At 58.3% G+C, this 13,880-nt stretch carries 9 protein-coding genes; 2 read left to right on the top strand and 7 right to left on the bottom strand.

Annotation, left to right across the window (positions count from 1 at the left end):
- Positions 1-88 precede the first annotated feature (88 nt).
- From rfbB to PSJ8397_RS16140, 4 genes are all read right to left on the bottom strand, one after another.
- Positions 89-1,102, bottom strand: a complete 1,014-nt coding sequence (rfbB, locus tag PSJ8397_RS16155) for a dTDP-glucose 4,6-dehydratase (RefSeq protein WP_085865681.1) — start codon at positions 1,100-1,102, stop codon at positions 89-91.
- Positions 1,099-1,665: a dTDP-4-dehydrorhamnose 3,5-epimerase gene (gene rfbC / locus PSJ8397_RS16150; protein ID WP_085865680.1), complete on the bottom strand. Its 567-nt coding sequence runs from the start codon at positions 1,663-1,665 to the stop codon at positions 1,099-1,101. The genes rfbB and rfbC overlap by 4 nt, the downstream gene beginning before the upstream one ends.
- 112 nt (positions 1,666-1,777) lie before the next feature.
- Entirely contained in the window at positions 1,778-4,630 is a 2,853-nt protein-coding gene (locus PSJ8397_RS16145) for a DUF4214 domain-containing protein (RefSeq protein WP_159453163.1), read from the bottom strand.
- A 150-nt stretch (positions 4,631-4,780) separates the two neighbouring features.
- Positions 4,781-7,396: a DUF4214 domain-containing protein gene (locus PSJ8397_RS16140; RefSeq protein ID WP_085865678.1), complete on the bottom strand. Its 2,616-nt coding sequence runs from the start codon at positions 7,394-7,396 to the stop codon at positions 4,781-4,783.
- A 163-nt stretch (positions 7,397-7,559) separates the two neighbouring features.
- Here PSJ8397_RS16140 and PSJ8397_RS16135 point away from each other — a divergent pair, with 163 nt between their 5' ends.
- The gene (locus PSJ8397_RS16135; protein WP_085865677.1) at positions 7,560-8,471 is read left to right on the top strand and encodes a glycosyltransferase; all 912 of its coding nucleotides are present in this window, start codon (positions 7,560-7,562) and stop codon (positions 8,469-8,471) included.
- Between the two features lie 5 nt (positions 8,472-8,476).
- Here PSJ8397_RS16135 and PSJ8397_RS16130 read toward each other — a convergent pair whose 3' ends face one another.
- Entirely contained in the window at positions 8,477-9,586 is a 1,110-nt protein-coding gene (locus tag PSJ8397_RS16130; protein ID WP_085865676.1) for a polysaccharide biosynthesis/export family protein, read from the bottom strand.
- A 205-nt stretch (positions 9,587-9,791) separates the two neighbouring features.
- On the opposite strand from PSJ8397_RS16130, the gene PSJ8397_RS16125 reads away from it, so the two are divergent.
- On the top strand, positions 9,792-11,189 hold the full coding sequence (locus tag PSJ8397_RS16125) for a phosphomannomutase (protein ID WP_085865675.1): 1,398 nt from the start codon (positions 9,792-9,794) through the stop codon (positions 11,187-11,189).
- An 80-nt stretch (positions 11,190-11,269) separates the two neighbouring features.
- Here PSJ8397_RS16125 and PSJ8397_RS16120 read toward each other — a convergent pair whose 3' ends face one another.
- Together PSJ8397_RS16120 and PSJ8397_RS16115 are read right to left on the bottom strand one after the other, a co-directional pair.
- Positions 11,270-12,388, bottom strand: a complete 1,119-nt coding sequence (locus tag PSJ8397_RS16120) for a ParB/RepB/Spo0J family partition protein (RefSeq protein WP_085865674.1) — start codon at positions 12,386-12,388, stop codon at positions 11,270-11,272.
- Positions 12,385-13,737 carry an AAA family ATPase gene (locus PSJ8397_RS16115; RefSeq protein WP_085865673.1) on the bottom strand — a complete coding sequence of 451 codons (1,353 nt, stop codon included), beginning with the start codon at positions 13,735-13,737 and terminating at the stop codon, positions 12,385-12,387. The genes PSJ8397_RS16120 and PSJ8397_RS16115 overlap by 4 nt, the downstream gene beginning before the upstream one ends.
- Positions 13,738-13,880: the final 143 nt, after the last annotated feature.

Here is a 13,880-nt window from a genome sequence, read left to right as displayed (position 1 = left end):
CAATGTCCGAAGGAAGGTAGAAAAGCCCACTTAACAAACCCGAAAACGGCAGTGCGCTCCCCAGGCAACACCACCCAATTCCGGCCCCTTAGCCGCGGCCCAACCGTCTGCCCACACCGTCACGGCTCAGCACCGCATCCCACCAATCCTGGTTCTCCAGATACCAAGCCACAGTCTGACGCAATCCCTCTGCAAGCGTCATGGTTGGACGCCATCCCAAAGTGTCGCGTATGTGGCTTGGATCAATGGCATATCGCTGATCATGGCCAGGCCGGTCTTCCACAAAGGTGATCAAATCCGCATAGGGAACAGACCCCGGCTTTGCTTCATCCAGAAGCCCGCACAGCATCCGTACGAGATCAATATTGGCCACCTCGGCCTCTCCACCAATCGCGTAGCTTTGCCCAATCTCGCCTGTGTCCAACACACACAGCAAAGCATCTGCGTGATCCTCAACAAACAGCCAGTCCCGGACATTCGCACCGGCCCCATACACAGGGATCGGCTGCCCCGCCAACGCATTCAGAATGACCGTTGGAATCAGCTTTTCAGGGAACTGATAGGGCCCGTAATTGTTCGAACAATTCGTGACAATAACCGGCAGATCATAGGTCGTGTGCCATGCGCGGGCCAAATGATCCGACGCCGCCTTGGACGCCGAATAGGGGCTGCGCGGATCATAGGCCGTGGTTTCGGTAAACGCCCCCGTCGGCCCCAAAGATCCGAACACCTCGTCTGTAGACACATGCACCACTCTGCAGCCCTGATGGCGCGCTGCCTGAAGCACATTGAATGTCCCCATGACGTTGGTGGTCAGAAACGTCTCCGGGCCGTCGATAGATCGATCCACATGGGATTCAGCCGCCAGATGCAAAACCGCGTCAGGATGATGATGATCAAACACGGCGCCCAAGGCCGCCGCATCCCGAATATCCACTTTTTCAAACACATAAGACGGGTGGCTTTGAACACTCGCCACGTTCTCGATGCAGCCCGCGTAGGTCAGACAATCCACGTTGACGATCTCATGACCTCGCGTGATCGCCTTTCGTACAACCGCAGACCCGATAAAGCCCGCGCCCCCTGTCACCAACAGCTTCATGACAGCGCCCCAAACGGGCTCGCCACATCCTCAAACGACGGCGCGGCGGCGTCCTTATCGGACAAAATGGGGGTGCGCCCACCCAAAGGCCAATCGATGTCTAAACTGTCCCATGCCACCGTCCCCTCCATGTCGGGAACGTAATAATCCGAGCATTTGTACAAAACCTCTGTCTGCGGCTCCAACGTCACGAACCCGTGCAAAAAGCCCGACGGAACATACATTTGCTTTCCATTGGCCGCTGACAGTTCAGCACCAAACCACTGACCAAACGTCTCACTGCCTAGACGAAAATCAACGACAACATCCCAAAGTGACCCGCGCCCGCATCGGACCAATTTGGATTGATCGCGCGGCGGGGCCTGAAAATGCAGCCCGCGCAGGGTGCCAGCGTGCGCTGACAACGACTGGTTGTCCTGAACAAAAACATCGTCAAACCCGGCCCCGTGAAATGTGGCCAGGTTAAAGACTTCACTGAAAAACCCGCGGCTGTCACCGAAGCGGTGGGGCTGGATCAAACGCACACCGTCCAGCTTTGTCGTCTCCACGCTGAGATTTGCCACATCTCATCCTTCGTCTTTAGACAGTCAGGGCGGCGTCTCTCAAACGCCAGACGATCATGTAAAACCACCAGAAACACGCGCCGTCCCAAGGGGCGGCGCCGATACATCACGCTCAGAGGTCGATAACGCCAGAGATGATCTGATCTTCACCAATGTCATCAAGATCAGTGTCCATCAAAATGAACTCGACCCCATTTGCCGAGAAGACAACATCGTCGCCTTGCTGGGACAGCGCGCTATCCAGATCATTTGTGATCTCAAGATCAACTACAATGGTATCCCACAATTCAAAGTCGAGGATCGTCGTCGTTCCCTGCGATTCTATATCGAAGATAAAGGTGTCGGCGTCGCGGCCACCCGCCACGATGTTATTCCCGGCCCCGGCAATGATGGCGTCGTCATCGCCCATAGCGGTGATGAACGCGATCAAGTCAGCCGTGGTTGTATTGATGAATTCCTGGCTCTCGATAAAGAACTCAACCACGGTCTCACGGGGCATGCCATTGGCAAGGTTGTTCAACCACCCCCGCTCACCGCCCTCATCGGGGTCACGTCCAAGAACGTTCTGATACAGCAGCTCAACGAAATCCGCATCGGTTGTATCGGAATACAGCAGTTGGAATTCAGGCGACGCCATGAACGCGCCGGCAACTTCCGCAAAGGTCATACCGTTCGCAAAATTGTTCATCCAGCCTTCGAACCCAGCCTCATCAGGCGCGCGTCCAAAGATACCTTCGTACAGGCGGAAAAGACGTCCGGTGTAGACCGACGCATCGGAATCGTTTTCGTAGGTCTCAAGGCCCGCAGCCGTGCTGTTGATATGTTCCTGAGATTCCGAAAACCGACGTACAACTTCAGACCGGCTCATGCCGTTGTTCAGGTTGTTGACCCAGCCATTGAAACCCCTTTCATCAGGATCCCGTCCCAACACGTTTTGGTACAGCAACAAGACAAAATCACTATTCGTTGTGGACCCATAGGTGTTGATGAATTCCTGGCTTTGGATGAACTCAGCAGCCACCTCATCAATCGACAACTCACCAGTCAGCAGGCGGTTCATCCAGACTTGGTGGCCCCCTGTGTCGGGTGTCCGATCAAAAATGGCGCTGTACATACGATACACTTGGCCGGACGCTTCCGTGCCGTAGCCCCCGTTTTCATCACCAAAAATGACGTCATTGCCCTGCTCACCAAGAAGGATATCGTTCCCGCCACCGCCGAACAGCAAATCGTTGCCACGCCCAGAGACAATCGCTTCGTCGGAATCGCGTCCGTTGATCCGATCATTACCATCCCCTGTCAGGACGTTGTGGATCGCATCCGTCTCCTGCCGCGCCCAGAATTCTCGGTCAACGCGAATGGCGCCATCAATGCCCAAGTCAACAATCACATCGCCAGTAACGGCAACCATATTGATCGTCTCTTCGGTGCTTTCCGAAGCCTCGCCGCCAATCAGGCGACGGCCAGCATCAACCTGCGCAAGTTCAAGGAAATCATCGGTAAAGTGCCAAACGTCGTTATCGCGTTCCTGGGCCCCGATAAACTCAAGCTCGACGTCGTTCACAACACCGGTATCGCCCAAGGCATCATCCATGATGCGCACCGTCCATGTGCCCTCGGACTCAATTCCGCGGAAGCCCGCGACGCTGAACGTCCAGGCATAATCGATTTCTGCACCGCCCCCATCACCAGACATCAGTTCAAATGCAGTCCCGTCAGGGGCAATCAGTTCGATCGTCAGATCCGAAATATAGGTGTGCTGAATATCGATCGTGACGTAGACGTGGTCGATCACAACACCATCCGTCACATCCAGAACAATATCCGTCGTCGACAGGTCGCTGATCACATAGTTGGTTGTGTCGCTTACCGTTTCACGCAACTGCGTCTCAAGGGTTCGGCCATCGCTGAACAACGACCAGACCTCAGCCATCCGGACAGCGGCGTGCACGTCAACAGCACCATAGCCGTAGCTTACGTTGTAGGTCAGTCCGCCGCCGTTCCATGTGCCGTCACCAATGGTACGCCATTCCCCTGCTTCAAACCCCGAAGCACTATCACCGTAATCAGATCCGGTCATGGATGCACTAATCGCAAGAATCATCTGGACTTCCGGCAAGGTCAGATCAGGATTGGCCTCCAACATCAGGGCAATGACCCCGGCTGTTACCGGCGTCGCCGCAGACGTACCGCCAAAGGTATTGGTATAATCTGACGCGTCATATCCAGCCCCGCCAGCCAGATCAGTTGTCACGGACCCAGCGCCCGCGCTGACCAACAGGTTTGCGCCGTAGTTGGAATAGCTCGCCACAGAACCGTCTGGGTTCAATGCCCCGACACCGATGACAAAATGCCAGTTGTTTGTGGCATCGCCTTGCGCATTGCCAAAGATCCCGACCGCCTGCGCGTTGGGGTTGTTGGAATCGTTCCCCACAGCCTTAACCATGATCGTGCCCAGCCCATCGCGCCCCGTCGAGGCCGCCTCATAGGACAGGTCATAATCGAAAGCACCAAACGTTCCGCTTTCTGCGAAACTCAGCGCGGGGTTGAAGTTGGGCGTGTAACCGTAGCTTTGGTTGATAATATCGAAATTCGCCATGCCATTGACGGCGCTTGAATAGGCCGAGTTTGACCCGGCATCGTTGAGGAAATCGACAGACACCAGCGTGACATCATAGGCAACGCCGACACCACCAATGTCATTGTTTGCCGCACCGATCAGCCCCCCGACGGCCGTGCCGTGACCATCGCCCGACCCATTGAAATCGCCATCCGGGAACGACAACTCAAGGCTTTCATCATAGTTGTCGACCAGATCCTCATGATCGGTGTCCATACCATCGTCATAGACGGCAACAACAACGCCTTCACCGGTGTAGTCGGCCCAGATGGTCTCAATGTCTCCGAGTAGATCGAGGTGCCATTGATTGCTCGCAAGCGGATTTGTGGTCATAGGATCAGACATAGATGGTTCCCTCGGCGGCAGGTGAAGTGGTCGTTCTGTCTTTTGGGGTGCCTCTGACGCTTCATATCGGTCAGAACATCCCAACAACTTGTGGTTTAAATACTGCATTCATGACAACGGACGCAAGCATTCGTTAATGTTTATGCATTGTTAAAACAGAAATGTGGCATCGTTAAGGTCATCAATGTCCACATCCATCAACGTGATTGATCCGCCGGAGTGGGTCAGCACGGCATCATCACCCTGTTGGGTCAAATCGGCGATCACGTCCTGTGCGGTCTCATAATCGGCATTTACGAATTGCAGCGTGTCCCAAAGCTCAAAATCAAGGACAATGTCGTCCCCGTGGCCGTCCATGTCGAACACAAAGACATCGCTCCCACGGCCCCCTTGCAAAAGGTCATCGCCCGCGCCCCCTTCAAGGACGTCGTCAACACCGACGTCCCTCATGTAGGTGATCAAATCCTGCGTCGTGTCGCGGATGAATTCCTCACTGTCGACAAAAAACGTCACCACTTCTTCGCGGCTCATGCCGCGACCGATGTTGTTTAACCAACCCGCCTGGCCCGCGTCGTCCGGGGCCCGCCCCAACACGTTTTGATACAAAAGGGTCACAAATTCTTCGTCGGTGGCCTCACCGTAGGTGATCGCGAACTCTTCGCTGTCCACAAAAAAACCAATCGCTTCCTGATAATCCATACCGCGCAACAGGTTGTTGATCCAACCGTTGAACCCAACCTCATCCGGCGCACGGTCAAAAATCGCCTGATAAATACGGAACACATTGTCGGTCCAACCGACGTCATAGGACGAATAGGTGTAGGCCAGAACGTCAATCTCCATGTCATTCTGGAATTCCTGACTCTCGGAGAAAAGCCAAACAACATCCGACCGCGCCATCCCGTTATCAAGGTTGCGTGTCCAGCCCGCAAACCCGTTTTCGTCCGGGGCACGGTCCAGCACGTTTTGATACAGCAACTCCACGAAATCTGCGTTGCTCAACCCGCCATAAACAAGCTCAAATTCCAGACTATCAACGAATCGTTCCGCGATCTCTTCGCCCTCCAGCACGCCGTCTGACAACCGCTGGGTCCAGTGATAATGGCCGATCGGATCGGCATCGCGGCCCAACACCGCCTGATACAGGCGTGCAATGGCCGCTGCGGCATCATCAAATGCCTCATTCTGGACCCCAGCCAACAAACTGTCGTCGCCAGCGCCCCCCACCAGAAAGTTCTGGCCTTCGCTGCCCACCACCTCTTGCGGGCGCACAGGCAGCGGCGCGGTCGACACATGGGTCACATCAAACAGCATCTGATACGTCAGATCGCTGGCGTGAATATCCTCGCCGGTGTCACTGAACACACGCACGGTTTCATCCCGAAAACTGATTTCTATGCCACCGTCGAGGCTGGAAAACTCCAACGCTGACAAGTCATAGGCGCGACCCAGAAAGGAAAGGTTGATCTGGTCGGTGCCGACTTCAAAATCGCGGATCGTGTCCGTCACCCCACCATCGCCGTAAAAAACGAAGGTGTCGGCACCCGTTCCCCCGAACAACACATCCGCACCTGCACCATCCACCAGAATGTCGTCCCCGGCACCGCCCTCTAACGTGCCGCCACCCGATCCGGCCTGCAGCAGATCGTCCTGCCCCCCAGATTGCGGACCTGTCAGCGTCTGGCCCACATCGGTTTCGACGCTGATCACGGAAAGCCCATCCCAGCCCTCGCCTGCGACAAGAATATCAAGCGTTCCGTCCCGTTCGACAAACTCAATCGCCGTAATGTCATCAAGGGGCGCGCCCAACTGATCCTCTAGCGTGGCCATAGTCATCAGCCGCCCCCCGGGCAGCAACGTGAAAACCGTCAGGCCAGAATCCGCGCCAGACACCGCAATAAACACACGTCCATCGACCTGCGTCGTTTCAAGAATGCCGACACCATCAAACCGCGTGTTCAGGTCATCCACCACCTGATCGCGTAAGGTCATGGTGCCATTGTCCAGCGCCAGCACCGAAACTGAACTCGACCCAGAGGCCGCAACAATCGCGTAATCCACCCCTGCAAAATGCACCACATCAATGGCGGTCGGCATGGAAATTGCCAAACCATCGCTGGCATCCAGACGATCCGACCGTGCGATCCCGGTCTCTGACACCTCAAGAAGCGTGACCGCATTGCCTGCAACATCCAAGGACACAACAAAGGTCTGGGCGTTCTGCTCCACAAATGCGAGGGCGGATGCCCCCGAAAACACGCCACCTTCACCCGTAATGAGTGTATCGACCGCCTGCATCTGGCCATCCGCCCCGACGGTCCAAACACTCAGCCCCCGCTCTCCATTGATTGAGGCAATGAACAACCCACCGCCGCCGTTCTGCGGAACCCAAAGCGCATCAGACAGGTTCGGCACATCCGACCCGATGGCGGTCAAATCCGGCAGGCCCCCACCGTCTATGTCATACAGGTCAACGCCATCGACAGCCCCGCCTGTCAGCGCCAGAAAGCTCTCCCCTCCGAGGGTCCACATCGCGATATCGGCTGATGAAAACTGCGCGCTTTCGCCCAGCAAATTGGCAACCTCGGCCTCCTCAAGGGCGGCGCCATCCCATGTCCACTGCGACAGCGCCCCAAAAGCGCCGCCAGTGGTATACACCACATCATGCCCCGGGCCGCCCCACATGATGTCAACAATCGTTCCGGGCAGACTATCAGCGGAAGGCGGCCAAATTCCTTCGTAAACCAGCTGCACGCACCACTCCATGGGTCAAATTCAATTGACCAGGCATGTGGTGGGCCGCCATGACGCCGCCTTGAACAGACCGTGACGCCAAAGGGGCAAATCTGTAAGCTTCGGCTAAAGTTTGAATAAAAGCCCCCGAAGACCGCCCCCCGCTGATCTGCAAACGCAAAGGTAAGACCACTCCGTGCTGCCCCACATTCATGTCCTAATGGCCACCTACAACGGGGCCAAACACCTGCCCGACCAGCTGGCGTCTTTTGTCACGCAGGATCACAAAGACTGGTCCCTTTGGGTCTCTGACGATGGGTCGACCGATGAAACCCGCGACATCATTCGCGCCTTTGCAAATGCCCATCCGGATCGAACCGTTCGGTTGCTAGAGGGCCCACAATCGGGGGCCGCCGCGAATTTCATGTCGCTGCTCTGCCATCCGGATTTGCCCAATGGACATGTCGCACTCAGCGATCAGGATGATGTCTGGTATCCGAACAAACTCAGCCATGCCCTCACCACCCTGCAGGGCAAACGGGGCGCGGCCATTTACAGCGCCCAAAGCCGCCATATCGATGGACAAGGGCACCCGATCGGGCGCAGCCGTCCGCACCGTGGCCAGCCGCATTTCGCAAACGCCCTCGTGCAGAACCGCATCGCAGGGCACTGCGCCGTACTGACCCCCGCCGCACTTGATCTGGTGCGAACCGTGGGACCGGTTGACGTGCCCTTTCACGATTGGTGGCTCTATCTGCTGATGACCGGCACCGGCGCGGAGGTTCTCGTGCGACCGGATGTGGTGCTGGATTACCGCCAACACGATGGCAACGTCCTTGGGGGCAACCAACGCCGGTTGGCCTCCGTCAAACGTGTTTTGGCTGTGTTAGGGTCTACTTTTGGCAAATGGCAGGCCCAAAACCTCGCCGCATTAGAGACAGCGGGCCCTGTCCTTTTGCCGGAAAACCAACAGCGGCTTGAACGGTGGCAGTCTGCACCGCAATGGGGGCTGGGCCGCATGATGGTCAGTCAGCAGATCGGCATGACCCGTGACACGCCCCTTGCCACGCAACTGATCCGCCTCGCCGCCGCCTTGGGCCGCATCTGACAGGGTCAGTTGATCCGCGCCGCCAATCCCAAAACAGACCCTAATGCGGCGAAAATGCTGCCTGCCGCCGTCAATGGGCTTTCGCTGACGTAAACCAGATCTCCTGGCTGAATTTCGAACTGATCCGCCGAAAACAGGCCGTCTGCCGTGGTCAGATCCAGCGTAAATACCGTCCGCGGATGATCCGGCCCATCCCGTCCTTGTGTCACTGTTTCAGCCGGATAGCGCCGCAAAATCAAAATGCCTTGGGCATCGGCGCGGGTTTCGGCAACTCCACCGATGATCGACAACGCCTCCAACGCCGTGACCCAGTCTTGCGGAAATGGATGGATCGCTTCCGTACCCGCAGCCCCCAGCGACAGGAACGACCGATCATCCGCTTCGACGAAAATTGTATCACCCCCCCGCAGGGTCGTGTTCAGCGACGGGCGGTTCAACAGACGATCCGCAGAGACACCATACAAATCCCCCCCACGTTGCAACCGAACCTGCGGGTTTGTCAGACTGGCATCAATGCCGCCCGCATCGGACAGCACCTGCAAAATGGTGACGTCATTGTCTGCCAGCGTGTAGCTGCCTGGAGAGTTCACACCGCTCACGACGCTGACCGCACGCGCGCGACCTTCGGACAGGTTCAACAACACCTGAACCGACGGCGACACATCAAGGTATTCCTCCTCGATGACCGCCCGCGCCCGTTCCGGGCTCATCCCGCTGACACGCTGCTCCCCGACATAGGGCAAAAACACCCGACCCGAGGACGACACCCGTTGCTCCGGCAAGGTCACGGATCTCTCCCCCGGGGCAATCAAAAGGCCATTGTCCTCCGTGCTCCAGATCGTAATCGCCAGTGTATCGCCGGGGGCAATGATGCGGTTGTTGGGCTGATCGACACGGCTGATCCACCCAAGATGTTGGGTGTTGATCGTCGGCCAGTCGGCGAACACCGCCAGATTGTCGCGGGTCACGACCTCAATCGCGAATTCCGGGCGGCCTTGGTCATCGGCCTCAGCGCGTGCAGACAAAACCTCTGATTGCAGGCCGGCCCCACGGGGCACCAACGAACACCCCGTCAGGATGGCGCAACACAAGACAGCAGCAATAAAACGACCCATGATCCCCCCGGACGGCCATCAGCAGCGGTGGCCTTCGTCAGTTCTTATCGCGGCCAACCTAACCCATCCCCCGCAAGGCAGGAAGATCAAAGATGTCCACAGTCACATATGGGGCACAACCAAAGCCCACAGGGTTTGACCCGCCCCAACAACCACGTTACCCCGCACACGTTCAGATTGACCCAAGACCAAAAAGGCGCACGACATGGCACCCAAATTCGGAACAAGCGGCCTGCGCGGCCTCGTGACAGAGCTGACGGACGATTTGGTGTCCGATCACATCCACGCCTTCATTGCCGCCTGCCCCACAGGCGGCGCTGTGCATATCGGTGAGGATTTGCGCCCGTCGTCGCCCAACATTGCCGATGCTGTCGAGGCGGCCGTTACAGCGGCGGGCCTGACAGCAATTCGCCATGGGGCCCTGCCCACCCCTGCCCTTGCGCTGGCGTCCATGACCGCCGGTCAGGCCGCTGTGATGATCACGGGCAGCCACATCCCCGCCGACCGCAACGGCCTCAAATTCTACGTGCCGAAGGGTGAAATCAGCAAAGAGGACGAGGCCGCGATCACCGCAGCCCTCGGCCAGCCTGCGCCCACCAAGGACGGCGCAACTGACCACCAAACGACCGCCCTGCCCGTCTATGTGGACCGCTACGTCAGCGCCTTTGGAACTGGCGCCCTCAGCGGTCTGAAGATCGGTGTCTATCAGCACAGCTCCGTGGCGCGGGACGTAATGGTAGAGGTGCTGACCGCCCTGGGCGCCGCCCCCGTAGCCCTCGCACATTCCGACGTGTTTATCCCCGTCGACACCGAAGCCGTCGACCCAGAGACCCAGACCATGCTGGCGGACTGGGCACACGCCCACGGGCTGGACGCGATCTTGTCCACCGATGGAGACGGCGACCGCCCCATGGTTGCAGGCCCCGACGGCGCGATCATCCCGGGCGATATTCTCGGGCCATTGACCGCGCAATTCCTCGGCGCCGATCAGCTGATCACGCCTGTCTCATCGAACAGCCTGATTGACGACATGGATTGCTTTGCCAGCTGTCAGCGGACGCGGATCGGCTCTCCCTTTGTAATTGCCGGAATGGAAACCGCCCTGTCGCACGACCCCAACGCCAAAGTCGCAGGGTATGAGGCGAACGGTGGCTTCCTGTTGGGCTACACCGCCACCGGACCGGCAGGCCCCCTGCCCCCCTTGATGACCCGCGACAGCCTGCTGCCGATGCTGGCCCCGCTGGTCGCTGCACAGGCGCAGGGCCTGACCCTGTCGGCCCTTGCCGCAACCTTGCCTGCCTGTTTCACCGCCGCAGGCCGCGTGCAAAACATCCCCACGGATAAGTCCTCCGCCCTGATCGAAGACCTCACCGCGGACAGCACCGCACGGGCGGCCTTTTTTGAGGGCGTGGGGGAGGAAAAGGCCGTGGATTTGACCGACGGCTTGCGCGTGTCCTTTGCGGGTGGAGCGGTTGTACACCTGCGCCCGTCGGGCAACGCGCCGGAATGTCGCTGCTACGTCGAACATTCCGACCCAAAGGTGGCCAAATCACTGGTAGAGGCGCATCTGGCCAAACTTGCAGACCAGCTGGCCGGGCAGTGATTAACGCAACATACTGATAAAAAACGATTTTTCTCAGCACCTTTGCGCTAAACGCAAAACCTTATCCGCGGATAAGGTCTCTACCCCAACCCGTCGACCAATCCGGCGATGGCCCGTTCCAGCTGTGCGCGGTCGATGGTCGAAAAGTCACGATCAACCTTGATCTCCAACCGGCCGACACCTGCGGTACACTTCACGCGGCCCGCGCTGGTGCGGATGTCAAACGTCGTCTTGGTCTTGCTGGGATCCGCCGCCGCCTTCTTCTTGGGCCCCACAACAGCCTGTGGGATGTCTGCCTCGCCGTCCGGCTCGATCGGGTCAAAGCCGATGTGTTTGCGCAGCACGTCCAGCTCATCCAGGATCCCACGCATGTTCCAATCGTGCAGGTCGTCGCGAATGCGCGCCTTGATCTCGGGCCGGTCCTTCAGCGCGCGGGCGACGCTGACGCCCAGGGCGCGCGGGATCTCTGTGGGGTACAAAAGGTACTCGCCGATTTGGTCCAACAGATAGGCAAAGGACCGGATGTAGCTGCGCTTGGAATACGGCGCCGACTGAAACAGCGCAGCCACGGCCCCCGACAGATCATGGGCGTCGGTCGAAGGATCGCCCGCATAAACCTGCGCCGCCCGCGCCATCTCCGCAAAGCTCAGGTCTTTGCGGATGACGTTTTCGTCGACCATGCGGCGATAGAGACTGGACACATCATTGGCCCCGGCCAGAACCAGCGCCGGGATACGCGCCCAAGTGTCGTCTCCCGTCTCCTCCAACAGCGCCTTATAGGCACTGAGCCGCCGGAACCCCTGCACCAGCTCCACACCCGTCCCATCGGGCCGGCGCATCACGCGGATGGGGTTGGACAGGCCCAACTCACGGATGGAGGTCACAAGGCTCTCCAGCTCAATATCCTCACCGGGCATCCGGTCACGCACCAGAAGATAGGTGTGCACGTCGTCCAGCGGAATGTCCTCAACCACGCCGCCTGCCTCACGCAGGGCGACGAATTCATGGGCCAGCGCGTCGTTCTCCTCGCGGATCGCATCGGCGGCAGACTTGCGCGCCTGCAGCGCCTCCGCGTTCTCGGAAATTGCGCTGGCCATCGGCCCACGGCGCGACGGGATCGCTGACTTCGTTTCCAGATCGGGCGGGGTCACATCCTCGTCCGGCAGGTTAATGTCGAATACGCGGCGCTTTCTGCTCATGCCTGCTCTCCTTCAGCGTGGACCTTATCCGCGGATAAGGTCGCGTCTTGCGGTGCGATCATCCCCTCCCAACAGGGCATCATCACACCGTGAAATTCATCATAGGCCTGATCGAAACTGGCCCGCGCACGGCGCCATGTCTCCCGCGTCATATCGCGGTAATCCATCTCATAGATGGACGACAGGAACCGCCCCGACTGTTCGACCGCGCGGGTCATCTCAACCGGATGCTTGGCCAGTTTGTCGCCAAAGACCTTACCAAAGGCTTCCTGCATCGCGCGGTGCAAATCGTTGCCCGGCTCATAGCGGGTCAACAGGAACCGGATGTCGTGAAAGACCTTGGGCAGCGTGACCTTATCCGCGGATAAGGTGCCCTCAAACCCGTAAGACAAATCCTCCAACGCTTCGGCCAACTGGCCAATAAAGGACGTCGTGCTGTCATACTCCCAGTAGCCAGGACCCGATGGAATATAAAGCATATCCGCCGCGAAGACCGCGTTCATCGACTGATACCCAATGGCAGGTGGGCAATCGAAAAAGATCAGGTCCCACTGGTCCTCGGGCAGTTGATCGAGGAACCGATTGACGGCAGCAAAGAAGGACCATTCAGGGTTCAGGTGACGGTACTGGGCGCTGGCAAATTCCACGAAGGCCGCGTTGGCGCAGGACGGGATGATGTCGATGGTGGGCCAGTTGGTGGGCTGGATGAAATCCGCGATACGCAGATCCTGCAATCCAAGATCGGTGATGCTGGAGGGGATGGACCGGCGGGGCAGGGCGGTGCCTGACGCCGCGCCGCGCGGCGCAGTGTTCTGCGCATCCGTCTCTCGGATGAGGTCGCGGGCCATGATGCCCCAGACGGTATTCTCTTCACTTACATTGGTCAGACCCATAGAATGGCTCAGCGTCGCCTGTGGATCGAAATCGACACACAAAACACGGTAACCATCGAGGGCGGCGGCATGGGCAAAGTGCAGCGCGACCGTCGACTTGCCCGCACCCCCCTTGAAGTTGGCGATGGCCGTGCGGAACGCGCGTCCTTTGGGGCGCGGCGGGATCAGCGATTTGCCACGCAGCCGCAGCTTGCGGCGCAGGGTGTTGACCTCCTCCAAGGTATACCACCGCTGCCGACCCTCCGGCTCGACCTTACCCGCGGGTAAGGTCAGATCAGCCGCCAGTTTCCCGCGCAGGGTCGATTGGTTCACGCCAAAGATGAGCTCCGCCACCTCCCAACTTGAAAATCGGCGGAGGGTTTTTTCGTTCTCCGGAGAGAATGTTTGCTGCCGGATCCAGCCCTGCATCTTCAGGGATCGCGACTGCATGTCTTGCAAATCTTTATGGGTGAGCATTTTGGCCTCTTATCGTTCGGACGTAATTTCACTGCTGTTTTGCATTTACGCCCAATTTGCGTATTTTGTCGAGAATGATATTCATTAGACGTGTTCGAACCTTATCCGCGGATAAGCCCTATTAAATCAGGCGGTCAGACACC

This window comes from Pseudooctadecabacter jejudonensis (genome assembly GCF_900172275.1).
GTDB classification, from domain to species: Bacteria; Pseudomonadota; Alphaproteobacteria; order Rhodobacterales; family Rhodobacteraceae; genus Octadecabacter; species Octadecabacter jejudonensis.
Note: the sequence above shows the minus strand (reverse complement) of the source record. Positions and strands in the feature narration are given on the sequence as shown.

Bases quoted from the DNA above. Each gene is read 5' to 3' on its own strand.
- rfbB (WP_085865681.1), bottom strand. From the start codon at position 1,102: ATGAAGCTGTTGGTGACAGGGGGCGCGGGCTTTATCGGGTCTGCGGTT.
- PSJ8397_RS16145 (WP_159453163.1), bottom strand. From the start codon at position 4,630: ATGTCTGATCCTATGACCACAAATCCGCTTGCGAGCAATCAATGGCAC.
- PSJ8397_RS16140 (WP_085865678.1), bottom strand. From the start codon at position 7,396: ATGGAGTGGTGCGTGCAGCTGGTTTACGAAGGAATTTGGCCGCCTTCC.
- PSJ8397_RS16130 (WP_085865676.1), bottom strand. From the start codon at position 9,586: ATGGGTCGTTTTATTGCTGCTGTCTTGTGTTGCGCCATCCTGACGGGG.
- PSJ8397_RS16125 (WP_085865675.1), top strand. From the start codon at position 9,792: ATGGCACCCAAATTCGGAACAAGCGGCCTGCGCGGCCTCGTGACAGAG.
- PSJ8397_RS16120 (WP_085865674.1), bottom strand. From the start codon at position 12,388: ATGAGCAGAAAGCGCCGCGTATTCGACATTAACCTGCCGGACGAGGAT.
- PSJ8397_RS16115 (WP_085865673.1), bottom strand. From the start codon at position 13,737: ATGCTCACCCATAAAGATTTGCAAGACATGCAGTCGCGATCCCTGAAG.